This window comes from Winogradskyella sp. PE311 (assembly GCF_046545555.1).
Taxonomy (GTDB): Bacteria; Bacteroidota; Bacteroidia; order Flavobacteriales; family Flavobacteriaceae; genus Winogradskyella.
In genome coordinates this window covers 271,032-296,989 of record NZ_JBHZTH010000002.1, presented here as the reverse complement: position 1 = coordinate 296,989, position 25,958 = coordinate 271,032, and the positions used below count along the sequence as shown (strand labels likewise).

The 25,958-nt window shown below is 32.1% G+C and carries 27 protein-coding genes; 15 read left to right on the top strand and 12 right to left on the bottom strand.

What is annotated here, in order from left to right; genetic code table 11:
- Window positions 1-90: 90 nt before the first annotated feature.
- Window positions 91-1,890 carry a T9SS type A sorting domain-containing protein gene (locus tag ACFWU4_RS10915; RefSeq protein WP_411127757.1) on the top strand — a complete coding sequence of 600 codons (1,800 nt, stop codon included), beginning with the start codon at window positions 91-93 and terminating at the stop codon, window positions 1,888-1,890.
- Here ACFWU4_RS10915 and ACFWU4_RS10910 read toward each other — a convergent pair.
- Window positions 1,880-3,025: a cysteine desulfurase family protein gene (locus ACFWU4_RS10910; protein WP_411127755.1), complete on the bottom strand. Its 1,146-nt coding sequence runs from the start codon at window positions 3,023-3,025 to the stop codon at window positions 1,880-1,882. The two genes, ACFWU4_RS10915 and ACFWU4_RS10910, sit on opposite strands and share 11 nt — an antisense overlap.
- Window positions 3,026-3,075: 50 nt before the next feature.
- On the opposite strand from ACFWU4_RS10910, the gene ACFWU4_RS10905 reads away from it, so the two are divergent.
- Complete coding sequence (locus tag ACFWU4_RS10905) at window positions 3,076-4,065, top strand: hypothetical protein (protein WP_411127753.1); 990 nt, start codon at window positions 3,076-3,078, stop codon at window positions 4,063-4,065.
- An 11-nt stretch (window positions 4,066-4,076) separates the two neighbouring features.
- On the opposite strand, the gene ACFWU4_RS10900 is transcribed toward ACFWU4_RS10905, so the two are convergent.
- Both ACFWU4_RS10900 and ACFWU4_RS10895 read right to left on the bottom strand, forming a co-directional pair.
- A complete protein-coding gene (locus ACFWU4_RS10900; protein ID WP_411127751.1) occupies window positions 4,077-4,634 on the bottom strand; it encodes a Smr/MutS family protein in 558 nt (185 codons plus the stop codon).
- Window positions 4,624-4,842 carry a hypothetical protein gene (locus ACFWU4_RS10895; RefSeq protein WP_411127749.1) on the bottom strand — a complete coding sequence of 73 codons (219 nt, stop codon included), beginning with the start codon at window positions 4,840-4,842 and terminating at the stop codon, window positions 4,624-4,626. The genes ACFWU4_RS10900 and ACFWU4_RS10895 overlap by 11 nt, the downstream gene beginning before the upstream one ends.
- A 90-nt stretch (window positions 4,843-4,932) precedes the next feature.
- Here ACFWU4_RS10895 and ACFWU4_RS10890 point away from each other — a divergent pair, with 90 nt between their 5' ends.
- Complete coding sequence (locus ACFWU4_RS10890; RefSeq protein ID WP_411127747.1) at window positions 4,933-5,229, top strand: DUF2752 domain-containing protein; 297 nt, start codon at window positions 4,933-4,935, stop codon at window positions 5,227-5,229.
- A gap of 24 nt (window positions 5,230-5,253) precedes the next feature.
- Window positions 5,254-5,586, top strand: a complete 333-nt coding sequence (locus ACFWU4_RS10885; RefSeq protein ID WP_411127745.1) for a CCC motif membrane protein — start codon at window positions 5,254-5,256, stop codon at window positions 5,584-5,586.
- A 60-nt stretch (window positions 5,587-5,646) separates the two neighbouring features.
- On the opposite strand, the gene rocD is transcribed toward ACFWU4_RS10885, so the two are convergent.
- The 4 genes from rocD to ACFWU4_RS10865 form a co-directional block, all read right to left on the bottom strand.
- Window positions 5,647-6,927, bottom strand: coding sequence for an ornithine--oxo-acid transaminase (gene rocD / locus ACFWU4_RS10880; RefSeq protein WP_411127743.1), 1,281 nt, complete (start codon window positions 6,925-6,927; stop codon window positions 5,647-5,649).
- A 146-nt stretch (window positions 6,928-7,073) separates the two neighbouring features.
- Complete coding sequence (locus ACFWU4_RS10875) at window positions 7,074-7,454, bottom strand: DUF6768 family protein (RefSeq protein ID WP_411127742.1); 381 nt, start codon at window positions 7,452-7,454, stop codon at window positions 7,074-7,076.
- Entirely contained in the window at window positions 7,444-7,995 is a 552-nt protein-coding gene (locus ACFWU4_RS10870; protein WP_411127740.1) for an RNA polymerase sigma factor, read from the bottom strand. Before ACFWU4_RS10870 ends, ACFWU4_RS10875 begins: the two co-directional genes overlap by 11 nt.
- Window positions 7,996-8,502, bottom strand: coding sequence for a hypothetical protein (locus tag ACFWU4_RS10865; protein ID WP_411127738.1), 507 nt, complete (start codon window positions 8,500-8,502; stop codon window positions 7,996-7,998).
- A gap of 168 nt (window positions 8,503-8,670) precedes the next feature.
- Between ACFWU4_RS10865 and ACFWU4_RS10860 the strand changes: the two genes are divergently transcribed.
- The 5 genes from ACFWU4_RS10860 to ACFWU4_RS10840 all read left to right on the top strand — a co-directional run bounded on the left by ACFWU4_RS10860 (window position 8,671) and on the right by ACFWU4_RS10840 (window position 13,305).
- Complete coding sequence (locus ACFWU4_RS10860; protein WP_411127736.1) at window positions 8,671-9,837, top strand: mechanosensitive ion channel; 1,167 nt, start codon at window positions 8,671-8,673, stop codon at window positions 9,835-9,837.
- Window positions 9,838-9,976: 139 nt separating this feature from the next.
- A complete protein-coding gene (rlmD, locus tag ACFWU4_RS10855) occupies window positions 9,977-11,428 on the top strand; it encodes a 23S rRNA (uracil(1939)-C(5))-methyltransferase RlmD (protein ID WP_411127734.1) in 1,452 nt (483 codons plus the stop codon).
- Between the two features lie 3 nt (window positions 11,429-11,431).
- Entirely contained in the window at window positions 11,432-11,980 is a 549-nt protein-coding gene (locus ACFWU4_RS10850) for a DUF6452 family protein (RefSeq protein WP_411127733.1), read from the top strand.
- Window positions 11,946-12,704: a DUF6048 family protein gene (locus ACFWU4_RS10845; RefSeq protein WP_411127731.1), complete on the top strand. Its 759-nt coding sequence runs from the start codon at window positions 11,946-11,948 to the stop codon at window positions 12,702-12,704. Before ACFWU4_RS10850 ends, ACFWU4_RS10845 begins: the two co-directional genes overlap by 35 nt.
- Before the next feature lie 76 nt (window positions 12,705-12,780).
- A complete protein-coding gene (locus ACFWU4_RS10840) occupies window positions 12,781-13,305 on the top strand; it encodes a DinB family protein (RefSeq protein WP_411127729.1) in 525 nt (174 codons plus the stop codon).
- Here ACFWU4_RS10840 and ACFWU4_RS10835 read toward each other — a convergent pair.
- On the bottom strand, window positions 13,302-14,252 hold the full coding sequence (locus ACFWU4_RS10835) for a phosphoribosylaminoimidazolesuccinocarboxamide synthase (RefSeq protein WP_411127727.1): 951 nt from the start codon (window positions 14,250-14,252) through the stop codon (window positions 13,302-13,304). The two genes, ACFWU4_RS10840 and ACFWU4_RS10835, sit on opposite strands and share 4 nt — an antisense overlap.
- A gap of 2 nt (window positions 14,253-14,254) precedes the next feature.
- The gene (locus ACFWU4_RS10830; protein ID WP_411127725.1) at window positions 14,255-15,208 is read right to left on the bottom strand and encodes a PhoH family protein; all 954 of its coding nucleotides are present in this window, start codon (window positions 15,206-15,208) and stop codon (window positions 14,255-14,257) included.
- Between the two features lie 110 nt (window positions 15,209-15,318).
- Between ACFWU4_RS10830 and ACFWU4_RS10825 the strand changes: the two genes are divergently transcribed.
- From ACFWU4_RS10825 to dnaN, 6 genes are all read left to right on the top strand, one after another.
- Window positions 15,319-16,155 carry an S-adenosyl-l-methionine hydroxide adenosyltransferase family protein gene (locus tag ACFWU4_RS10825; RefSeq protein WP_411127723.1) on the top strand — a complete coding sequence of 279 codons (837 nt, stop codon included), beginning with the start codon at window positions 15,319-15,321 and terminating at the stop codon, window positions 16,153-16,155.
- 3 nt (window positions 16,156-16,158) lie between these two features.
- Window positions 16,159-16,455: a putative quinol monooxygenase gene (locus tag ACFWU4_RS10820; RefSeq protein WP_411127721.1), complete on the top strand. Its 297-nt coding sequence runs from the start codon at window positions 16,159-16,161 to the stop codon at window positions 16,453-16,455.
- Window positions 16,456-16,465: 10 nt separating this feature from the next.
- Window positions 16,466-17,188, top strand: a complete 723-nt coding sequence (gene gldF / locus ACFWU4_RS10815) for a gliding motility-associated ABC transporter permease subunit GldF (RefSeq protein ID WP_411127719.1) — start codon at window positions 16,466-16,468, stop codon at window positions 17,186-17,188.
- Window positions 17,185-17,682, top strand: a complete 498-nt coding sequence (locus tag ACFWU4_RS10810) for a hypothetical protein (protein ID WP_411127717.1) — start codon at window positions 17,185-17,187, stop codon at window positions 17,680-17,682. Before gldF ends, ACFWU4_RS10810 begins: the two co-directional genes overlap by 4 nt.
- Complete coding sequence (gene gldG, locus ACFWU4_RS10805) at window positions 17,669-19,336, top strand: gliding motility-associated ABC transporter substrate-binding protein GldG (RefSeq protein WP_411127715.1); 1,668 nt, start codon at window positions 17,669-17,671, stop codon at window positions 19,334-19,336. Before ACFWU4_RS10810 ends, gldG begins: the two co-directional genes overlap by 14 nt.
- A gap of 131 nt (window positions 19,337-19,467) precedes the next feature.
- Window positions 19,468-20,586: a DNA polymerase III subunit beta gene (dnaN, locus tag ACFWU4_RS10800; protein ID WP_411127713.1), complete on the top strand. Its 1,119-nt coding sequence runs from the start codon at window positions 19,468-19,470 to the stop codon at window positions 20,584-20,586.
- A 111-nt stretch (window positions 20,587-20,697) separates the two neighbouring features.
- Here dnaN and ACFWU4_RS10795 read toward each other — a convergent pair whose 3' ends face one another.
- The 3 genes from ACFWU4_RS10795 to ACFWU4_RS10785 all read right to left on the bottom strand — a co-directional run bounded on the left by ACFWU4_RS10795 (window position 20,698) and on the right by ACFWU4_RS10785 (window position 25,935).
- Entirely contained in the window at window positions 20,698-21,060 is a 363-nt protein-coding gene (locus tag ACFWU4_RS10795; protein WP_411127711.1) for a DUF4870 domain-containing protein, read from the bottom strand.
- Between the two features lie 95 nt (window positions 21,061-21,155).
- Window positions 21,156-21,944: a 4'-phosphopantetheinyl transferase family protein gene (locus ACFWU4_RS10790; RefSeq protein ID WP_411127709.1), complete on the bottom strand. Its 789-nt coding sequence runs from the start codon at window positions 21,942-21,944 to the stop codon at window positions 21,156-21,158.
- On the bottom strand, window positions 21,934-25,935 hold the full coding sequence (locus ACFWU4_RS10785; protein WP_411127707.1) for a non-ribosomal peptide synthetase: 4,002 nt from the start codon (window positions 25,933-25,935) through the stop codon (window positions 21,934-21,936). Before ACFWU4_RS10785 ends, ACFWU4_RS10790 begins: the two co-directional genes overlap by 11 nt.
- Between the last annotated feature and the right edge of the window lie 23 nt (window positions 25,936-25,958).

Here is a 25,958-nt window from a genome sequence, read left to right as displayed (position 1 = left end):
TTAATCGATAAAAAACAAATTTTATCGTTTAAATGTATTATTTTTGTTATATTGCCTTTCATTTAAGGCTAAATAGTAACACAACGTATTATGAAATATTTATTTACCTTTTGTTTTTTTTCGTTTTCTATAATAGCTTTTGCTCAATTAAGTGTTAGAAATGACACTTATATATATGTGAAAGATCAAATCATTTTTGTAAAGGATGATATCAACCTTAATGAGGCAGATTCTAAAATATACCTACGAGACGAATCACAATTAATACAGGGAGATTTAACAACAGGTAATTCTGGTATAGGAGAACTTAGTGTTTATCAAGAAGGCACAGTAAACCAATGGACTTATAATTATTGGTGCTCACCAATAGGTGGTATTTTATCCAATACTTCGATAAACAATAGCTTCCGACTCAATCAAACTGATGACCCACTACTTTCTACAATGAGCACTATTGATAGCCAAGACAGTGGTTTTACAAATGATTTTGATGGCTATAACTCTCCATTAACAATATCTAATCGATGGTTATGGACCTATGTAGCTTCAGATTCATATAGTGATTGGGCTTTTGTTGGCAGTACTAATGATATTGCGCCAGGACTTGGTTTTACAATGAAAGGTATAGGAACAGCTGCTACAGGCAATCAAACTTACGACTTTAGAGGAAAACCGAATAATGGTACAATTGGAAATGCTGTTTTAGAAGATTTATTTACTTTAGTTGGCAACCCTTACCCAAGTGCAATAGATGCCGCTTTATACATTCATGATGTCGACAATGTTAATGCAATAGATGGAACTTTATATTATTGGGAACAGAATGGAACAGTAAATTCGCATGTTTTACAGGATTATGTAGGAGGTTATTACGAGTTTACAATTAATGCTGCCGGAGATATTATTACTGATACTCCAGCCGTTTTTATGACATATAATGAAAACGATAACTCTTTTCCCTTAGTTACGCCTGAAAATGGTGTTAAAACTGCCGGTCGTTATATTCCAATTGGACAAGGATTTATGGTTAAAGGAGAAACAAGCACCACAGGGACTGTGTTTGCAAAAAATGAGCATCGCGTTTATGAGAAAGAAGGAGGTAGTAGTTCTTTTTTTAGAAATGCATCGCTCACAGAAGATAACGATGAAAACACTACGTCCATTAACTATCAGACTAATGGTTTATCATTAGTGCCAGCAGATTATAAACGTTTTAGGCTTAATGTTGACTTCTCAGTTAACCAATCACAATATACAAGACAACTTATTTTAAATTTTCATAATACAGCAACAGAAGGTTATGATAAGGGCTTAGAACTAAAACGATCTAGCAATTACGCAACAGACACCTATTTTACAATTGATAATAAAGTTTGTTCTGGTGCTGCGTATGCCTTTGACGAAGCTTTAGTGATTCCACTAAATGTAGATATAGAAGAGCAACAACCAATGCGTATTAGAATTTTTGATATTCAAAATTTTGAAGACGGTCAAGGTATATATATTCATGATAATAACAATGACACCTATGTTAATTTAAGAAATCAAAACTTTGAAATAAACATTGAACCAGGAAACTACTCCAATAGGTTTGAAATTGTTTTTATACCAAACCAAGTTTTGGGTGTTGAAGACGTTGATTTAAGTACTGTAAGTATTACTCAAGACAACCAAATTCATCAACTTGTAGTCTCTAACCCAAATAGCTTGGAGATTAAAAAAATTGAGGTATTTGATGTGATAGGTAAGGAAGTTCTTTCTAAGAGTTATAACACTAGTATGAGTAAGTATAAATTAACAACCACTAACTTTAGTGATGGAGTTTATGTTGTTAATGTAGTCACTGAATCTAATACTATAAAAACTCAAAAGGTAATTGTTAAGAATTAACAAAATCTTTTAAAACTTCAATTACATAGTCCAATTCATCTTTAGTATTATAAATAGAAAAAGAGAAACGTACGGACGGAAGTATTAATTTATCTTTATCTAATATAGCACTAAGTACATGAGATTGTTGGCTACTTCCACTTTGGCATGCACTGCCTTTAGAACATGCTATACCTTTAAGATCTAATTGAAACTGTAGCATTGACGCTTTCTCCGGTGCAATAGGAAGACATATATTCACCAAAGTATATGTACTCTGTTTATTATTGGCACAAGCACCATTAAAGCTTACGTTAATTATATCTTTCTCAAGCTTTTGAATGAAATAATTTTTTAAACCCAGAACATATTCTTTTTCAATATCTAATTGGTCATAAGCAATTTTTAATGCTTCATCCATGCCAACTATATTATGGACAGCTTCAGTACCTGCTCTATAACCTCGCTCTTGCTCACCACCAAATATTAAAGGTTTAAGACCCGATTCTTTTCTTATAAAGCAAAATCCAACACCTTTAGGTCCATGGAACTTATGTGCACTAGCAGCAAGGAAATCAATTGATAGCTTCTGTAAATCTATTTTATAATGACCTATAGATTGAACCATATCAGAATGAAACAATGCGTTATTTTCTTTACAAAGGTTACCAACACTTACAATATCTAAACTATTACCAACCTCATTGTTAATATGCATTAGGCTAACTATTGCTTTATTCGAAGCTTTCAGTAGAGATTGTAAATGATCTAAATCTACTAAGCCAGAATCATTTAAATGAACAAAACTTAATTTTACACCATACTCTTTTTCTAATTGCTCTGCTGTATGTAAAACTGCGTGATGCTCTATTTTAGATGTTATGATTTCTGTAACCTCTAAATCTCTCACAGCACTTCTTAATGCTAAGTTATCAGCTTCAGTGCCACCAGAAGTAAAAACAATCTCACCTGATGTAACATTAAAATAACTCGCAATGTTTTTTCGACATTGCTCTAAAAGCGCTTTTGACGAACGCCCAAATCCATGTGTTGAAGATGCATTACCATAAGTGTGACTTAGCACTTCTGTCATACGCTCCACAACCTCAGGTCGTATGGCAGTAGTAGCTGCATTATCTAGATATATCGATTTCATAAAGTGCACATATTTATTACAAAAATATTGTAAATAAAATTATTTGGTTAATGCGACGTTATAATTTTACAAATCCGTTATTTTTGTCTAAAATCTATTCTATGTTACGTCGTTTTTTTATAATACTTAGTTTATTTGTTTTAACCACTTGCGACGATGGTGATATTATTACTGTAGAATTAGTTTTTGATCAGGAATTAGAGCGATGCACAAATGATAATGAGTCTTATCTTATTTATGATTTAAGGCAAGATCCTAACGAATCTCTTTCACTCATAATACCAAGGAACGACACTAACGATTTATTGTTTTCAGAACCTACAGCCTCAGGAATTTCTACAGAATTTGCTATTAATGGATCTACGGTAAGGTTTCTTTATAGAACTTATAATAGAGCTGTAGTAAGTTCGGGAACAGATCAAGAATTATGTGATGTTATTCCTCCTTCTGATTTAGTAATTGTAGAAGACTATGAAGCAACAGCTGGTTCTGCATTTGTTACTGTTACTATTGATGACGATGATGGTGATGGTATTCCTTCTGATTTAGAAGGTCGTGGTGACGCGGATGAAAATGGTAATTTTCCTAATGCCCTTAATTCTGATGGAGATGAATTTCCTGATTATTTAGATGAGGATGATGATAATGATAATGTAAAGACGATAAACGAAATTGACTCGAGTGATATAGATGGAGATGGAGATCCTACAACCAACCCACTCGATACTGATGGTGATTTAATACCCGATTATTTAGATACTGATGATGATGGTGATATGGTCTTAACTATACAAGAAGATGCTAATGGTGATAAAGATCCTAGAAACGATCAAAATACAAACTCGGCTGGTGATTTAGTGCCACATTATTTAAATATTCTGGAAGTAACGAATTATGGTTCTCCTGGGTTTACAGAAAACAATTCTTATACAAGAACAGTCTTAACAAATTTTGTTATAAATGATGTTAATTTAGAAATATTAAGTGCTGAGATTATAAATCTAGGAACTTTAACTACTGTTTTTACTGTAAACCAATAAGTGCCTTTTTATTAAGGTTCCATATTCTGAAAAATTCTAACTTCAGTAGCACCTAAGCCATAGGTTTTATAATCTGCATCATAAAACTTTACATTATTATAGCGACTAAAAAGTGTTTCTAATTCTTGACGTAGAACACCTTCACCTACTCCGTGAATAAAAACTATTTTAGGAATTCGTTTTCTGATGGCAAATTCTAATTGACCTCTTGCTGTATCTAATTGAATATTAAGCATTTCAAAATTTGTCATACCTCGTGTAGACTTGGTTAAATGATGAATATGTAAATCAACTTCAAATTTTGGTGCATGCCTTTCTTTAGGTCTTACTGACTGAGTTACCTTTCTTTTTTTCGATTCCTTCTCTCGTATTACAGCTTCAATATTTGCATCATAAACAGCATTGTTAATTTTATTTTCAGAAACAGATAGAATTAACTCATTAGCTTCAAACTTAAACTCAAAACCGTCAGTATCTTTTATTGTAATTAAATCATCTTCAATTTTTATGACACTACCTACTATAGCATCATCAATAGTTTCAACCTTATCACCAACTTTAATTTTCATCTATATGTTCTGATTTAACAAAAGTTTCTTCTTCTTGCTTGCCGTACTTGCTAGGAATATTACGAGATGTTCTGTAAATACCAAACATTAGTATTATTATACCACCAATTAATAAGTATGAGTTCTGCTTTTGCTCTGCTTGCGCATATACTGCAATTGCACCTCCAGCTACTATACAAATAAAATTTATTACTCTAGAAATATCCATGACCCTGTAATTTATATCTTTTACAAAAATAAGCTTTACTATAATTTACAATAGTTATTACAAAAGTATTTGTCAAATTATTAAATTCGCATGATGCTTATATTATTAAAAGGACTTGAGGATTATATGTTATCCTGCTTTTGGAAGAAAAATTTCAATGTAGATTGCATGGGTTGTGGAATGCAGCGATCTGTAGCATTTATTTTGCGAGGAGAATTCGTCGCAGCTTTCCATATGTATCCTGCAATTTATACTCTTATTGCTATGTTTTCATTTCTTCTATTACACTTAAAATTTCAGTTTAAAAATGGGCATAAAATAATTCTAGGTTTATTTATTCTAAATATTAGTATTATTGTAACAAGTTTTTTAATTAAAACATTTTAACTAACACTAAAAAAATCAACAATCATGGAAAAACAAATGCTGCCAAACGCAACTTTAGCCCTTGTAATGGGAATTTTATCAATAGTAGGTTGCTGTTGTTATGGCTTACCAGGAATCATTTTTGGTATTGTCGCTTTAATTATTGCGCTTAAATCAGAAAAAGTTTATAAACAAGATCCTGAAAATTACTTAGGGTATGGTAATGTAAAAGCAGGAAAAATTATGGGTATTATTGGTATAGTACTCGGTGTATTATTTGCAGCTTACATGCTATATGTTATTTCAATGATTGGATGGGACGCGCTTAGCGATCCTGAATTAATGATGGAACGTGCAAAAGAGATGCAAAATCAATAGAATCAAATATTAAGTATTAAAAAAGGCAACCAGTTGGTTGCCTTTTTTAATTATATAAAGTTAATTTTCAAACTCCTTTAAAGTCGTGGTTATAATAGATACACAATCTAATAATTGATCTTTACTCATAACCAATGGTGGTGCAAAACGGATTATATTACCGTGTGTTGGTTTAGCTAATAAGCCATTATCTCGTAAACGCAAACAAATATTCCAAGCTGTTTCACTTTCCTCTGTGTCATTTATTAATATTGCATTTAAAAGCCCTTTACCTCTTACAGCATTAACAATAGAACTTGTTTCAATAAATTTTGATAATTCTGCTCTAAATAATTCACCTAATTCTTGAGCGTTATGAGCCAACTCTTCATCTTTAATAACTTCTAGAGCAGTCATACCTATAGCAGCAGCAACTGGATTACCGCCAAATGTACTACCATGATTCCCAGGTTTAATAACGTTCATAATATTGTCATTAGCTAAAACTGCTGAAACAGGATAAGCACCTCCGGAAAGAGCTTTACCTAATATTAAGATATCAGCTTTTACTTCTGGCTCGCCAGAACAATGTTTATTTGCACAATTACAATTACCACAAGTTGCCAATAAACGACCTGTACGTGCAATTCCTGTTTGTACTTCGTCTGCAATAAATAAAACGTTATGCTTGTTGCATAATGCTTTTGCTGCTGCTAAATAACCATCACTAGGCACATATACACCTGCTTCACCTTGAATTGGCTCTACCAAAAATCCAGCCACATTTTTATTGGCACTAAGAGCTTCCTCTAAAGCTTTAAGGTTATCATATTCAATTTTAATAAATCCATCTGTATAAGGTCCAAAGTTTTTGCGAGCGACAGGATCATTACTAAATGAAATAATAGTCGTCGTTCTACCATGAAAATTATTTTCACAAACAATAATTTCCGCTTCATTTTCTTCAATACCTTTAACCTCATACGCCCATTTTCTACATAGTTTTAGAGCCGTTTCTACAGCTTCAGCACCAGTATTCATTGGTAATAGTTTATCGTAATGAAATGTTTCTGTTGCATACTTCTCAAACTTACCTAACATGTCATTATAGAACGCTCTTGAAGTTAAGGTTAGCGTTTGCGCCTGGTTAGTCATAGCACTCACAATCTTAGGGTGACAATGCCCTTGATTTACTGCTGAGTACGCAGAAAGAAAGTCATAATACTTTTTCCCTTCTACATCCCAAACAAATACACCTTCTCCTCTACTTAATACTATTGGTAGTGGATGGTAATTGTGCGCACCATACTTGTTTTCTAAATCGATCGCCTGTTGCGATGTTAATTGGTCTAAAACAGCCATTTTAAAAATAATTTAATAAATGAATAAAATATCCATTCCTTCATCACCTTTATTCTTTCAGGAAGACTGAAAAAGCAGCGTGGGAGAGAAATCATCCCTAGAGTTTGCAAATTAATAAATATTCTATTCGAAATAAAAACTTACTATCATAATTTTGTTGATAATGATGACACTTGTAATTCTAATCTTTTTATTTCTCTAGTCAAAGCATTTCTGTGTATTTGCATCCAAGCGTAAATTTTAATCATACACATTGTAATAAAACAAAAGAAAAAACCAGCAATCCAAAGCAATAGATCATTAGTCTCTACAGCATCAAAAGTTTGTATTAAACAGTAAATCATAAATGCAAATGCGACAATATTAATAACATGCATTATTAGTATAAACCATAGATTTTTTCCTTTATATAAGCCAGCAATCATTGCGAATACACTTTGCTCTTCAAGTGCATCGTAAAATTTAGCTTCTTCTTCTGTTAAAGTGTCTTTAATTAATTGGTCTATGTCTTCCTTATTAGTTTTCATAATCTTTATAATTTAAAATTGTTTTTAATTTTTCTCGTGCATAAAACAATCTAGATTTAGCAGTTCCTACCGAAATTCCTAATAAATCACCTATTTCCTTTAAGCTATATAACTCTATATAAAATAATTTAATCACTACTTTTTGACCATTAGGCAAACTATCTATAGCTTTTGACAACTTGTGCTTTAGGTGCTCATTTTCAGAATATACTTTCTCCGTATTTAAAAACTCAATGTCATGATTAAAAGACTCCTTTTGGTTTTTACTTTGCAGTCGCAACCAATCGGTTGATTTATTAACTATAATTCTGTATGCCCAATATTTAAATTGTTTAGGGTCATTTAAGCTATCTATTTTTTTAATAATAATTGACCAACTATCCTGTGCTATATCTTTAGCAACATCTTTATCTTTAACCAACCAATGTGCCTTATCACAAAATAGTTTATGCCATCGTTTAACCAAAATAGCTAAGGCGTTATTATCACCAGCTTTATAGGCTTTTATTAATTTCGCATCTATATTTTGCTTGGTTTTCAATTAAGCATGTTTAGTTTTATATGATTTTCTCTTATAGAGATTTCGTAGCAGTCCAACCCAAATACTATAAGTTGTCTCTTTATTATAAGTTAAAAAATAGTTTTCTACTTTATCAAAAGCATCTTTAATAAGCGCATTATGCAACCAACGGATTATAAATATCCAAAAAAATGTGGCTTTAAATGATGTCTCCATTCTTATTATATGACTTATTTGAACACTATTTTCTGTCAATTCTTCAATTTTTAATTGATGTGTACCATTAAATCCTATTGGTTTTGAAAACTGAAATTTTATTGATTCACCTTCAGTAAATTCTATAATTGTATATCTAACTCTACCATGTCCACCACTACTTCCAACATACAATCCATTTTTAAATTTAATTGCGGGCCATTTTTCGTAAGGCCATACCAAATCGTTTGGACTAGCAAGTGTTTTAAACAAAGGATAAACCATACTTATAGGCTGATTAATTGTGCGTTTATGACTGTTTATAACTCTCATACTCTAAAGACGTTAAAAGTATAAATAGGTTCAAAAAATTTCAGAACATTCTATTAAATATATCTATATATGAATTAGGAAGTCTTAGTCAAACCTGAACGTTTATGTGTCTTTTCTAAAAATTAAGGGTCGAATAATATATAACATTAACTATTTAACAAATTAACCATGGACTATTTAACTACATTATTTGACAAACTTACGGCATCATTCGGAGAAAGCCTCTCTGGCGTCATTGCCGCAGTATTAATTTTAATAATTGGCTGGTTTATTGCTGGCGTCATAAAACGTTTAATTACAAAACTCATAAAGCGAACTGGTGTAGATGACAAACTAAAAAATGGATCATTAAAAATTTCTTCTTTTATTGGTAAGCTTCTTTATTTTTTGGTAATGATTTTTGTCTTTATGCTAGCCTTAGGAAAACTTGGACTAACAGATGTATTAGACCCTATTAAGAACTTATTAAATGGATTTACCAACTATATCCCTAATATAATTGGTGCAGGTTTAGTAGCATATATTGGCTATATGTTAGCAACTATAGTATCGGAATTAGTAGAACTTTCTGGAGATACAATTCAAAAATTGACACCAAAATTAAGATTACCAGATAATATAAATCTTGTAAAAATTCTTAAAAAAGTCGTGTTTATTTTCATCTTTATTCCTTTACTAATTTCTGCATTTCATATTTTAGATATGAAAGCGATATCAGAACCAGCAACATCAATGTTAAGTTCTTTCTTTGAAGCTATACCAAGAATTTTAGTGGCAGTTGTTATAATTCTAATTTTTGTGTTTGTTGGTAGATTTGTATCTCAACTACTTAAGGATTTATTAAAAAGCTTAAATGTGGATGGTTTAGTAGCAAAAATGAATATGTCAGAGTACGTGGGTACTAAAAGTATTGCAAACTTAATTTCTAAAGTTACTTATGCATTAATTGTTGTTTTCGGGATGCTTACAGCTTTCGAAAAGTTAGAATTCACACAATTGACAGAAATAACAGATACTGTCTTAGGATATGCTGGTAAGATCTTATTTGGTATCGTAATTATAGGAATTGGATTAATAATTTCGAACCTATTTACAAAAGCTTTAAATAGTAAAAATAATCCTTTCGTAGTATCAATAGTAAAGATAAGTATCATTGCCATATTCTTAGCAATTGGGTTACGCTCAATGGGAATCGCAGATGAAATTGTAAACCTGGCTTTTGGTATTACTTTAGGCACTGTTGCATTAACAATTGTACTTTCATTTGGCTTAGGTGGTAGAGAAGCCGCTGGAAAGCAAATGGGTAAAATATTAGAAAAGTTTAACAAAAACTAACCCCTTTTTTGTTCCTAATCAAAAACCGCTTAGTCATTTAAGCGGTTTTTTTATATACAGTTATAGTACAAAACACTAAATTGTGATGGCACATATATGTCGATAAATAAGGATATATTTGCACTCAAATTTTGCATAAATGCCAAGAAGAGAACGTAACAAATTTGTAAAACGAGGAGAGGTCATAGAACTGCTAATCGAAGATTATGCCTATGGTGGTAAAGGAATTGGACGCATTAGAAACGAACATGGAGAATTTGTAGTTTTTGTACCTAATACTTTACCTGGTCAACTTGTAAAGGCACAAGTAAAAAAATCGAGTAAAAAGTATGCAGAAGCTAAACTATACGATGTTCTAAAACCATCTGAAGATGAAATAGAAATGCCATTTCAAGATATTCCTGGTGCACCATACATTCAGCTACCTATTGAAAAGCAGCACGACTACAAAAAACAAAGTACCTTAGAACTTTTTAAGCGTATTGGTAAAGTATCTGATATTGAAACAAAATTCGATGAATTTGTTACTTCACCAAATACATTTCATTATCGCAATAAAATGGAATATGGATTTTCTGCTATTGGATATAACAGAGCATTAAAGACTGATGTAGATGAGTTTACATTAGGTTTTAAAAGACGAGGCACTTGGTGGTGTGGCGATAATCTAAACCGAGATTCTGGTTTATTTGATGCTGAATTTGAAAATCAATTAAAAGATATAAAAACCTATTGTGAAGCTACAGGGTTATCTCCATGGCATGCACCAAAAAGAGAAGGGTTCTTTAGATATTTTGTGGTTAGAAAATCTTATAAAACAAATAAGTTGTTATTCAATCTAGTAACAACATCTTACGATTTATCACAATTTGATTTAGATAAATTTGCAAATTATCTCCTAGACTTATTTGGAGATAGAGTAGCTGGGTTATTGCATACTATTAATGACGAAATTGGCGATAGAACTATTGCCACAACTGGCAGTATTAATCTTATATATGGTAAGGACAAAATAATAGAAGAGCTATTAGATTTAAATTTTGAAATTAGCATGAAAAGCTTTTTTCAAACAAATCCAAAATGTGCAGAAAAACTATATTCTAAAGTAGTTGATTATGCCCTAGAAAAGAAAGAAGCTATTGATAATAGTATAGTCTTAGACTTATTTTGTGGTACTGGTACCATTGGCCAAATCATAGCAAGTCGATCCGAAAATGCTAAAATTGTTGGAGTAGATATTGTTGCTTCTGCCATAGAAGATGCGAAAGAAAATGCAAAAAGAAATAAAATTGAGGGACTACAATTTTATGCGGCCGATGTTGGTAAATTTTTGTTCGAACACCCAGAATATACAGATAAAATTAGGACTATTATTTTAGATCCTGCAAGAGCTGGAATAGCCCCAAAAACTCTTAAAAAAATAATAAACCTAAATGCAGAACGTTTGGTTTATGTATCTTGTAATCCGGCAACTCAAGCAAGAGATACAGAGCAACTAATGGAAGCTGGGTATGACATTAAAAAAATTAGTTTAGTAGATCAATTTCCACATACAGCTCATATAGAAACTGTTGTTTTGTTTGAAAAATAATAAATGAAAAAAATCAAAATTTTACTACTCGTTTTTGCACTTGGATTTATCAGTTGCGAACGCGATGATATTTGTGCCGAAAGCACCGCAACTACTCCACAACTTATTATTGAATTTTATGATGCATCAAATCCAGATGACCTAAAAAGTGTACCGAGATTAACTGTTTATGGAGAAGGACTTCCAAACCCGAATCCTCCAGAAACAGCCGTAGATGAAACTATTATCTTTAACACAAATACAAATGCCATATCACTACCTTTACTTATTGGTAATGAAGGAGAAACTACAACAAGTAGATTTATCTTAGAACAAGACACTAATCTCAGGCTAGACGAGGATGATACTACCGTCTCTAACATAGATATTATAGACATATCATATACTTCAGAGTTTATTTACGTTTCTAGAGCGTGTGGTTATAAAAGTATATTTAATAATTTAGACTTAGATATTGAAGCTATCGATGGCACATTTTGGATAAACAATATAGAAATTACAGAAACAACTATAGAAAATGAAAACACAGTACATGTTCGTATCCTACATTAGAATTTGTGTACTACTGCTATTATTTTCTACAATAGCTTATGCACAAGAAGAAAAAGAAACCGTAAACGATACACTTGTCTATAAACAAAAATACGGTCTCCGTTTAGGTGCCGATTTGAGTAAAATAGCACGTACTTTTTTAGATGATAATTATACTGGTTTTGAGATTATGGGAGATTATCGTCTTACTAAAAAAATCTATTTAGCTGGAGAAATTGGAAATGAAGAACGTACAATAGAAAATGAAGTCTTAAGCAATACAACAAAAGGGAGCTACTTTAAAGCTGGTATAGATCTCAATTTCTACAAGAATTGGCTAGATATGGAAAACATGTTGTACGTTGGCTTTAGAGGAGGAGCTAGCACATTTAGTCAAACCTTAAATAATTACGGTATTTATAATGTAAACAATCAATATTGGAATCAACAATTCTCAGTAGAAGATGGAACAGAATTTAGCGGCTTAACTGCAATTTGGTTAGAGATACTTATAGGCATAAAGGCCGAGTTGTTTAACAATTTTTATGCAGGTATTAATGTTCAACTAAAAGGGCTTATTAGTGAAACCGCACCTAGCGTATATGAAAATTTGTATATCCCGGGTTTTAACCGAACATATGATAGTGGTCGCATAGGAGGTGGCTTTGGGTTTAATATTTCTTACTTAATACCCATCTTTAAAAAGGATAAGATTGTTGTGCAAGAGAAAGAGGCTGAAGAATAGACGTTATTAAATAATACTTCTGGTCAACGAATGTTCAATATTTTTCGACTATCTTTTTTTTATCAAAATCATTTCAATGGATAAGAAGGTAATAGCAAATTTAATCGATGAAAAACATACTAACCTAATCACATGGTTAGTTGAACAACCTGCTGAAAGTTGGGAATTAGGTCCTGAAAACAAATGGACTACAGGACAACAAGCCTTGCATTTACTTCAAAGCATAAAACCGCTTAACAATGCGCTAAGTCTTCCAAAATTTATATTACGTTATAAATTTGGCAAAGCAAATAGACCTGTTCGATCTTATAATGCTATAATAGAACGTTACCAAGAACGTTTAAAAGATGTAAAAGGAAAAACCTTTAAAGGCTCTCAAAACATGAAAGTACCAACTCTAAAGGAAAAAGAATACATTCTAAATAGACTACAAACAGAGTCCAAAAAGCTTCAATTTAAAACCAAAAAGATTAGCGACAAAAATTTAGATACATTAATTTTACCACATCCTCTTATGGGAAAAATGCCAATACGAGAGATTATAATGTGGACTGCCCATCATGTAGAGCATCATACTGAGACTTTAATCAATAAATACTAGCGCTTTAAATATGCTATAACGTTACCGCTAATTCTACTCTGAATATCACTAACATCAGCTTTAACAAAAGCTTCTCCAGTAATATTTTCATAGAGTTCTATATAACGCTCGCTTACTGTTTCTATGTAATCATCACTCATAAAAGGAACAGTTTGTCCTTCTAAACCCTGAAATCCATTACTGATTAACCACTGTCTTACAAACTCTTTAGAGAGTTGCTTCTGGGCTTCATCATTGTCTTGTCGCTCTTGGTAGCCATCTGCATAAAAATAACGTGACGAATCTGGCGTATGTATTTCATCAATCAATACGATTTTACCGTCTTTAGTTTTACCAAATTCGTACTTAGTATCTACTAAAATTAAACCACGTTTAGCAGCGATTTCCGTACCACGAGCAAACAATTTTCTAGTATAATCTTCAAGTATTAAATAATCATCTTCAGAAACGATACCTTTAGCTATAATGTCCTCTCGAGAAATATCTTCGTCATGATCTCCCATTTCTGCTTTTGTCGCAGGCGTAATGATTGGTTCAGGAAATTTATCGTTATCTTTTAAACCTTCTGGCATCAGTACACCACATAAGATTCGTCTTCCGGCTTTATACTCGCGAGCAGCATGCCCAGACATGTATCCTCTAATCACCATTTCAACTTTAAAAGGCTCGCACAAATGACCAACAGCAACATTAGGGTCTGGTGTTGCTATTAACCAATTAGGTACGAGATCTTCAGTTTCCTTCATCATTTTAGTCGCAATCTGATTTAAGATTTGCCCTTTGTAAGGAATTCCTTTTGGCATTACCACATCAAAAGCACTTAAACGATCTGTTGCAACCATAACTAATTGCTCATCACTAATACTATACACTTCTCTTACTTTCCCTTTGTAAACACTCTTCTGATTTGGGAAATTGAAATTAGTATCTATTATTGTATTGCTCATTTTTAATCTCTATTTTCAATGCTTTTATAAGCCGAAATTACTTTTTTCACTAACTTATGACGAATCACATCTTTATCATCTAAATAAATCATACCTATGCCCTCTATATTTTTAAGTACTAAAAGTGCCTCCTTTAATCCAGATGTTGTTCTTCTTGGCAAATCAACCTGACCAGGATCTCCTGTTAGTAAAAATTTAGCACTCTTACCCATACGTGTTAAAAACATTTTCATTTGGGCATGGGTTGTATTCTGACCTTCATCTAATATAACAAAGGCGTTATCTAATGTTCGACCACGCATAAAGGCTAATGGAGCTATTTGTATTACGCCTTTTTCAATATAACTTTCTAACTTCTCGTGAGGAATCATATCTCGCAAAGCATCATACAATGGTTGCATATATGGATCCAACTTTTCCTTTAAATCACCAGGCAAAAAACCAAGATTCTCTCCTGCCTCAACAGCTGGTCTCGTTAATATAATTCGTTTAACCTCTTTACTTTTTAATGCTTTTACAGCTAACGCAACACCAGTATAAGTCTTACCTGTACCGGCTGGCCCTATGGCAAAAACCATATCGTTTTTTCTCATACTTTCTACCAACTTACGTTGATTCGCTGTTTGCGCCTTAATGAGTTTACCACCAACACCATGTACCAAAACTTCACCGCTCTTAGCAGAGGTTTTATAATCTTCGCTGCTATTACTAGTTAATACACGCTCAATTACATTTTCATCTAACTTGTTATATTTACCAAAATGCTTCATGAGCATAGTCATTCTAGTATCAAACTCCTCTAGCAAATCCTCGTCGCCATAAGCTTTAATTTTATTGCCTCTAGCCACAATTTTGAGCTTAGGAAAGTATTTTTTTAAAAGTTCAATATTCGCATTTTGTGCACCGAAGAATTCTTTTGGTGTTATTTCTTCGAGTTCTAGGATAAGTTCGTTCAAAAGCGTGCTTTATTTAATGTGTTAATCTGTTTTCTTTTATTAGTTTTGTATACACACAAAGCTAGCAATTTTACAACCATAATTCTTAAAAAAATATCAACAATCAATCCATGGCTATAATCACTTTAACGACTGATTTTGGAGAAAAAGATCACTTTGCTGGTGCTATAAAAGGAGCCGTTTATAGTGAATTATCTGATGTTAAAATTGTTGATGTATCACACTCTGTGTCACCCTTTAATATTTCTGAGGCTGCATATATAATACTAAATGCTTACAGTAGTTTCCCTAAGGGCACGATTCATATTATCGGAATTGACTCCGAGTTAAGTCCTGAAAACAAGCATATTGCCATAAAGTTAGACGAGCATTACTTTATATGTGCTAATAATGGTATTATGAGTATGATATGTGCAGAAATTGCTCCAGAAAAAATAGTAGAAATTAATATCCATGATAAGATTGAAACGAGTTTTCCTGTATTAGATGTTTTTGTAAAAGTTGCATGCCATATTGCAAGGGGTGGAACTTTGGAAATAATAGGAAAAGTTATTAACACCATTAAACCAATTAAAAATTTAATTCCATTTGTAAATGACGAAAAAAATCAAATTATTGGAAATGTAATTTACGTAGATAATTATGGTAATGTTGTAACCAATATTAAACAAAAGTTTTTTGAAGACGTTCAAAAAACAAGAGCGTATGAAATATCAGCTAGGAATCATAAATTCAAAAAAATCCATACCAGATATAGTGATATTGTAAATTTTAATATTGAAGAATCTAAACGCAATGTTGATGGGAAAGGTTTAGTTGTTTTTAATTCCTCTGGTTATTTAGAAATTGCAGTATATAAAAGCAACTGCACAACAGTTGGAAGCGCCTCTACTCTTATGGGACTAAAAACAATGGATACCGTAACCGTAAATTTTATAAAACCTTAATTTTTGTTAGTAAGAATTGTAAAAATGAGTTTCGAAACCTCTAAGATTGAAGAATTCTTAGCTAATTTTGAAACAGTTAAAAAAAAGATTAGAAGCTTTGAAGGATGTAATTTTTTAGAATTATATCGCGATCAAAACAATAGTAATATCTTTTTTACGTATAGTTATTGGGATTCAGAATCTGACCTAAACAACTATAGACAATCAGAATTATTTAAAAGCGTTTGGGCAAAGACTAAACCTATGTTTAATGATAAACCTGAGGCTTGGAGCGTTGATAAACTTCATAGCCTAAATTAATTATAATTTAATGCTAGCAATACTCAAAAAAGAGATAAACACATTCTTCGCCTCACCAATTGGCTATTTAGTTATTGGTGTGTTTTTAGTATTAAATGGATTATTTCTATGGGTTTTCAAAGGTGAGTTTAATTTATTAGATAGCGGAATAGCTAGTCTATCTGGTTTTTTTCTTTTGTCACCATGGATTCTTATTTTCCTTGTACCAGCAGTAACGATGCGCAGTTTTAGTGATGAAAAAAAACAAGGAACATTAGAACTTTTAGTAACTAAGCCTATATCACATTTTCAAATTGTATTAGGTAAATTTTTTGGCGCATTTCTATTAATTATACTAACTCTTGTACCAACCTTGCTATATGTGTATACTGTTTCTCAATTAGGTAATTCTGAAGGAAACCTCGATTTAGGAAGTACCGTCGGATCTTATTTTGGGTTACTTTTTTTGGTTTCAGCTTATACAGCAATAGGTATTTTTGCATCAACCCTTTCAGATAATCAAATTGTCGCATTTATTATTGCCGTATTTATCTGCTTCTTTCTTTTCTTTGGTTTCGAAGGACTTTCTAATTACGCGCTTTTAGGTGATTTAGTTCATCTAGAAAATTTGGGCATGTCTGCACATTATAATAGTATGAGTCGTGGTGTTATTGACACTAGAGATTTAATCTACTTTCTAAGTATCACTATAACTTTTTTATTATTTACTAAACTTAGAATTCAAAAACAATGATCATTACACCAATTTTAGTCATTTTTATGATCGTAGTGTTTTTACTACTATTTCTGTTTTTGAATACTGTTGATAAGCGAAAATGGCTAACTGCACTCATAAGTTTGGTTTTAACACCCTTCGCATATTTCTATATGTTTTATCCATTTATAAATATTATCAGTAGCTATCACCATCAAAAATATTTTAATAGCGAAGCTTGGGTAGAACAACCAGCATTGCGTTACGAAATGATAGATTACACCAAAGAAAGTGACACATTAATAGGTGCTTCAAAAGAGAGTATAACAAAACTATTAGGCCAACAAGAATGGCTTACTTGGGACAATACAAAAAAGGCTCATGATAATAATAAATGGAATTACGGTTTAGGTATTGAACCTGGAGCATTTAATAACCAAAAAGAATGCGTTGAAGTTACTTTTAAAGCTAATAAAGTTACTGAGCTTAAACATTATCAAGAAGAAATTACATTCGAGGATGAAAAAGAATAAAACTTTAATTTACATACTCGCTGTTCTTATAGCCTTAATTGTCGTAAACTTAATTTCGAGTAAAATATATAGGCGCATTGATTTAACAGAAGATGGACGTTATACACTTTCTGAAGCTTCAAAATCGTTAGTAAAAGATTTAGATTCACCATTAATTATTGATGTGTTTTTAGAAGGAGAGTTTCCCTCGGAGTTTAGGTTGCTTCAAACTGAAGTAAGACAGATTATTGAAGAATTTCAGCTAGAGACTAATCAAATAGTGGTAAACTATATTAATCCCATTAAAGATGAAAACACACGACAGCAGTATATTGAAGAATTAACGAAACAAGGATTAGAACCATATATTAACACTGATAATAGCACTGGTAAAGTAACACAAGACATTATTTTTCCGTGGGCATATGCTAGTTTCAAAGATAAAAGAGTGAAGATTCCTCTTTTAAAACGAAGTATTACCCAAGGTTTATTAGAACAAATAAATAACTCAGTACAGTCTTTAGAATATGCTTTCGCAGATGGCTTTAATAAAATCGTTAAAACAAAATCAAAGACTATAGCCATTCTAAAAGGAAATGGTGAACTAGATGATTTAAATATTGCTGACTTCTTAAAAACCATAAAGCCTTATTATAGCATTGCACCTTTTACATTAGATAGCGTTGCATCAAATCCTGAAAGAACACTACAAAAGTTAAATAAATACGATTTAGTAGTTGTTGCAAAGCCAAGTTTAGCATTTTCTGAAAATGAAAAACTTGTTTTGGATCAATATACTATGAATGGTGGTAAAAGCCTATGGTTAACCGAATCAGTTATTATGGATAAGGATAGCTTATATAATGATTCTGGTTCTGGTGTTTCTGTAATGCGCGATCTAAACCTTAATGATTTCTTCTTTAAATATGGTGTAAGAATAAACCCTAGTTTAGTAAAGGATTTATATTCTGCTCCAATTATGTTGGCAATTGGTGAGGGCAGTAATGCACAACTTCAGCCTATACAATGGCAATATTCACCATTGGCAGCTTCTAACCCAAAACACCCTATTACAAAGAACTTAAACTTAACAAAATTTGATTTCACAAGTCCTATTGATACTTTAAAAAACCAAGTGACTAAAACAATTTTATTGCAGAGTTCACCGAAGTCAAAGCTAGAAGGCACACCAAAAGCAATTTCATTAGAGGATGTAACTACACAAGTTGATGAAACACTATTTAATTCTGGCCCACAAAACTTAGCTGTACTCCTTGAAGGTGAATTTACGTCTGTTTATGATAAACGTATACTACCATTTAAAACTGACAACTTTAAATCTAAAAGTAAGAAAACTCAAATGGTTATTGTATCTGATGGTGATATTATAAAAAATGAAGTTGTAAGAAATCGTCCTCAAGAATTAGGTTTTGATCAGTTAACAGGAAAAGTATTTGGAAATAAAGAGTTCTTACTTAATACCGTTAATTATCTTTTAGATGATACCGGACTTATAAACATTAGAGCAAAAGAAATTAATATTGCCTATCTCGATTCTGAAAAAATAAAAGGAACTAAAGTTAAATGGCAATTAATTAACCTTGTCCTTCCTCTGCTCTTGCTTGGACTTTTTGGTTTTTCTTTCAATTATATTAGAAAGAGAAAATACACCTAGTTTTATATGTTTTATCAATTTCAAAATTTCTTTTTTTGAGGATATCTTGTTAATAAGTTTGTTTTACAAAACCCTTCTATTAAGCTATTTTTGTAGGACAAATTTTAAGAATAAAACTTTACATATAGCATATGAAATTTATTGTTTCAAGTACGTACTTATTAAAGCAACTCCAAGTTTTAGGTGGTGTTATTAATAATAGCAATACGCTTCCAATACTAGATAACTTTTTGTTTGAACTAAGTACATCTAAATTAACAGTTTCAGCCAGTGACTTAGAAACGACGATGTCCTCTACTATCGACGTAGAAAGTGATTCTGAAGGAAGTATAGCTCTTCCAGCACGTTTATTATTAGATACACTAAAGACTTTTCCGGAGCAACCCTTGACATTTGTTGTAGAAGATAATAATACGGTCGAAATCAGTTCTAATCATGGTAAATATGCTTTGGCATACGCAGATGGTGCAGAATTCCCTAACGCTGTATCAATAGAAGATGCAAGTACCACTACAATAATGGGTGATATTTTGGCAAATGCTATTAGTAAAACTATTTTTGCCGCAGGTAATGATGATTTAAGACCAGTAATGAGTGGTGTATTTTTTCAGTTTTCACAAGACAATTTAACTTTTGTTGCAACTGACGCACACAAATTGGTAAAGTATACAAGAAATGATGTAAGTGCTACTGAAACAGCAGAATTTATTATGCCTAAGAAGCCTTTAAATCTTTTGAAAGGAATTTTAGCAGGTAGTGATGATGATGTTTTAGTAGAGTACAATGAATCTAACGCCAAGTTTACTTTTGAGAATTCGGTTTTAATTTGTCGTTTAATTGATGGAAAGTATCCTAACTACGAAGCGGTAATTCCAAAAGAAAATCCAAACAAGCTAGTTATAGACAGAACTCAATTTTTAAATTCTGTAAGACGTGTTAGCATTTTCTCAAATAAAACTACACACCAAATACGTTTAAAAATTGCTGGTGCAGAATTAAATATATCTGCAGAAGATATTGATTACAGTAATAAAGCCGAAGAACGTCTTACTTGCGACTATCAAGGAGATGATATGCAAATAGGTTTTAACTCTCGTTTTTTAACTGAAATGATCAATAATTTAAATTCCGATAATGTACAATTAGAAATGAGTTTACCTAATAGAGCGGGTATTCTAACACCAATTGATGGTTTAGATGAAGGTGAGCATGTAACTATGCTTGTAATGCCAGTTATGCTTAATAATTAAGTGAAAAATTTGCTAACTCAACAATTGAAAAGGTTCACTGTAATGGTGAGCCTTTTTTTATAAAAAAAAGACCCATCAAAAGATGAGTCTTTCATTTCCATTTCTTTAATACTAACTAACAAAATTAAGAGATAATGGATAGCTAGGTAATTCACCATTACTAGCTTTTATTGCGTTTATTATTGGCATTAGAAATGCTAAAATTCCTACTAGAATTAAGGTCAAAACACCCAATCCAAATACAAATACCAAAGGAATACTCAGTATTGAATATATGATTATACTTAACTGAAAGTTTAATATAGCTTTACCATGAGCATCCATATCTTCAACACGATCTTTTTGCGTCGCCCAAATGACTAATGGTACAATTAAACCACCAAAACCAGTAACATACGTAAGTAATTGCGTTAAATGTGATATTACTAATAGTTGATTGTCAGTACGTTTGAGAGTGTGATAATTAGATTCCATTATTAATTGATTTACGTTTATATGACGCAAATCATTTAGAAATGTTACAAAATCAATTATAAAAGTTTATGTATTTCCGATTAATGTGTTTATACTTATTTTAGCTTTAACTTACTAAATGCCAAAAGTTCATTAAAAGAATTAGGTAGATTATAAATATTAAGTTCATTACTATTTATAAGCATGCCGTCATAGGCTATTGAAGATTTGTAATCTTTATCTAAATCAAAACTAAAAACATTTAAATTTTTGAGATTACCTAATATATCTGAAGGTGTTAAATGCGCCCCCTCAATTGATGGAATTTGTGAAAAATTGTCACTTATGCCTTTACCTGTAGCCTTAACAAAGGCTTCTTTGCGAGTCCATAATGAATAAAAAGCTTCTTTAGAATTCTCAGAGTTTCTAATTTTTTGTCGTTCATCATCACTAAAAGTATGAGCTAGGATGTCCGAAAAGTCAAAATTTCGATTTATGTATTCAACGTCTACTCCAATTGCTCTGTCACTTATAGCTATAATTGCAAAATTCTCAGAATGTGAAACATTAAAATTTAGAGAATCAAGTGATACTAAATAAGGTTTTTTATTTGCGCCTTTTTTTATTTTAATTGCCTTAACCTCTAAACCTGTTTGGTTTGCTATGATAAACTTTAAAAGCGTTCTACAAATAATAAATCTGTTTTTATCTCTTGGCGAATAATAACGTTTTGATCGTTCAATTTCTTCGGAAGATAGAAATTGTAAAAAATCAGTAACTAAGTCGAAATAGGTAGGGATATTTACCTTAAATAATTTTAAATCAGAATCATCTTTAAGTATTTCTGCTATAGAATTAAATTTTGGCTTCACTCTAAAGCAAGACACATTAAAATTAGATTGCATTACTATTGGTATCTAAAATAACTTGAAGAATTTTCGCTAACGACTTATCATTTGGTGGTGAAAGTAACGTGTTATGATTACCTGGTGTGGTAAACTTCTTTACTCCACCTAATGCCAACTCTCCCCAACCGAATAAATCTTTATCATGTGCAAAAAAGAGATCATCTTCTGAGACCTTGAGTAAGTTAACCTCTACATCCATTGGTTTAATATGATAATTATTAACAGCAACGCTAAGCATTTTATCTAATTCTAAAGGCCAACTATGTAGAATTTTATGCTGTCCTTCTTTTCCATATCTTAGTTTTAGATATTTGTAATAAAACCTCTTTCCTATAAGATCTATTCTATCCTTAAAATTATCGAGATTTCTAAACATTTTTTTGGCTAGAAAAAATATGCGCTGTACTGTGTATTTTCTACTAGCAGCTTTCTTTTCTGCCGCATTATCTTTCATATAGCTAGGGAAGACATAGCAGTCGATTAAAATTATGGATTCAACATCTTTGCCCATGGCTTTTAATTGTCTAACCATTTCAAAAGCTACAATACCTCCAAAAGAATAACCTGCAAGCGCTATTGGTCCATTTGGATTTGTCTTTAAAATTTCTGATATATAGTGAGCTGCCATATCTTCAATTCTGTCAAACGGTTTATCAATACCATTTAATCCTTTCGCTTGTATACCATATATAGGTTGGTTTTTATCTACATATTTAGCTATTGAACTCACAAAAACAACATTATGCTCTGCACCATGAATAACATATACTGGTGTTTTATCTCCTTCAGTCTTTATAGGTACTAAGGAACTCCATGCTGTAGGTTGACTATCTTGTTCTATAAGTTGTGCTAACTTTTCAATCGTAGAATGCGTCATCAAAGCAGAAAGTGGTAATCTTTGACCTGTTTCTTTCTCTAAACGCGACATTACACGAACTGCTAATAAAGAGTGCCCTCCAAGCTCAAAGAAATCACTGTAAATATTAATTTTTTTAATATTTAATGCATCACTCCATATAGTTGTTATAAGTTTCTCTGCTTCTGTTCTTGGTGCTGTATATTTTTCTGAAATACTATTTTGAGAAGAAGTTGTATTTAAAGCTTTTCGATCTATTTTGCCATTAAGTGTCGTTGGAAATTCTTTTAAAATATGAAAAGCGTGAGGCACCATATATGACGGAAGTGACTCCTTTAAGTGGATTTTCCATTTAACTAAAATATCTTCGTTTACGGAGACATTCTTGTTACTCACAATATAACTTATAAGTTTATCATCAATTACAACTACAACAGAAGTTTCAACTTCATCTAAACTATTTATCGCGTCTTCTATCTCACCAAGCTCTATTCGATGTCCTCGTATTTTAACCTGATTATCTTTGCGTCCTAAACATTGAATTTCACCAGATGGTAATAACTTAACCAAGTCACCTGTTTTATAGAGCACAGGGCTATTCAGTTTGTTAAAAGGGTTATTGATGAATTTTTCTGACGTTAAATCATCTCGCTTCCAATAGCCTTGTGCAACACCGTCGCCAGCAATACACAATTCACCTATTTTACCTGGCGCTACTAATTGATTACGATCGTTAAGTACATATGCTTGTGTATTAGCTATTGGGCGGCCAATAGTAATAATTTTGTCATCTAGTTTTATTTGTTTTCCTGCTGAATAGATTGTGGTTTCTGTTGGACCATACATATTCCATAGTTCATCTACTCTTGCCATTAATTTTGTTGCTAAACTCATAGGTAACGCTTCACCACAACATAATATTTTAAGAGGCAAACGCTTTTCCCAGCCCGTATCTAGTAACATCTGGTATGTAGAGGGTGTCGCTTGTAAAATACTTATATCTTCCTCTTCTAAAACTTCTAGCATAAGCCTAGTGTCTTTTGCTGTTTCTTCGTCTGCAATAATTAAAGAAGCACCTCTTACAAGAGGTAAAAAAAGCTCTAGTCCAGCAATATCGAATGAAATAGTTGTAACAGACAAAAGTCTATCGTTCTCATTGATGCCAGGTTCAGTAAACATGGCGTATAAAAGATTAACAAGGTTTTGATGTGTTACTTTAACGCCTTTAGGATTGCCAGTTGACCCAGAAGTATAAAGCAGATAAAGCATATTTTCTGCATTTACTGAAACATCTACGGGATCATTTGGATACTTTTCTAATCCTGAAAATAAATCTTCCAACATTAAAACAGTAGGAGTTGCTGTTAAAGAAAGTGCAGAATTTTTAGTTGAAATTAACACTTCTGCACCAGAATCATTGAGCATAAAATCTAGGCGTTGCTGAGGATAATTAGGATCTAAAGGCAAATAGGCACCACCACATTGCATAATTGCTAATAATGTTACTACTAGCTCTATAGATCTCGGGAGTGCTACTGCTACAATATCGCCAGACTTAACTCTTTGCTCTTGTAAACAATGAGCCAATGTATTAATCTTGTTTTCTAATTCTTTATATGTTATTTCTGAAGTTCTAAATTTTAAGGCTTGTTTATTAGGCGAACGTTTTGCTTGTTCCGCAATTAACTGATGCAATGGTGTTTTTGGGTAACTTGAAGCTGTCTCATTAAGCTTATCGTATGCCTCACAATCTACTTTTAGAAGCTCCTGCAATTTAGTATCTGGAGATTCAACTAACTTCTCAATCAAATTGTGAAAAGCTACTGACATCTTCTCAATAGTTTCTGGTTTAAACAGACTTGAATTATAAGACCATTCTAAGGTTAGGTTATCATCAGATCCCGTTGCATTTAAAAAAATTTCAAAAGCTTCAAAGGCTCTTGGATTACTTTTTACTTTATAGTTGAGACCAGAAAATGATACACCTAGTGTCTTACCTGTATCTATATTAAAAACTACTGGTACCAAAGGTACTCTAGACGGATCTCTAGCAATTGGTAATTTTTGAAGTAGTTCTCCAAAACTTAGTTTTTGATGATCATAGGCATCAAAAAGTTTTGATTTACGTTGTTTTAAATAATCTATAAAACTATGTGAAGTATCAACTTTAGTCCTTAATGGCAATAGATTTACACAATGCCCAATCATTTGTCTTTTACCATTAGCTGCCTGATCTGCAGAAGGTAGCCCTACCACAATATCATCTTGGCCAGATTGGTCACTAATAAAAACCTCGAAAACAGATAATAAGGTAGACACAAGGCTACTTCCGCCTTTTATTCCAGTTTTCTTAAGTCTATCAATTAATACATTTTGAATTGGGAAATATAGACGTCCACTTTTAAAAGTTCTTAGTACTGGTCTCGGAAAATCCGTTGGTAACGTCAATTGAGGCACTTCATCTTTATAAAGATTTAGCCAATAACTTTCTATTGCTTTATGAGCTTCACTATCTAGAAATGCCTGTTGCTCTTTAGCATACTCATAAAAACTATCAGCATCTGGTAAATTATGGTGATCTTTATCGACATAAGAAGAATATAACTTGCCCAACTCTTCTAACATAACTCCCATGGACCAACCATCGCAAACAATATGATGTGCCGTAAGTATTAGGTGATGTTCTGTTTCAGATAACTTAATTAAACCCACTTTAAAAAGTGGGCCTTTCAATAAGTCAAAAATAAAATGTGCTTCTGATGCTAAGTAATCCTCAACAGCTCTATCCTTTTCTGAATTATTAAAATCGGAAACATCTAGTACTTCAATTGAAATTGGTAATGCTTTGAAGATCGTCATAATACGACCATCAGTGCTATATACGCTTCTTAAAGCCTCATGCCTATTTACTAAATTTTGAACAGATTTAGATATTGCATCTCTATCTAAATCACCCTCTAAAATTAAGGAAATAGACTCATTATATGCCCTATTTGCATCCTTACTGCCAAGCTTACAAGCCACCCAAATCTCAGCCTGTGACTGCGTCGTATACATTACACGATCAATTTCAGGTCCTGAAAAAGGACTAAAATTAGAGGCTGTTTTAGATTTAGCGAATTGTTCTTTCATTTTTTTAAATTATGGTCAGGATA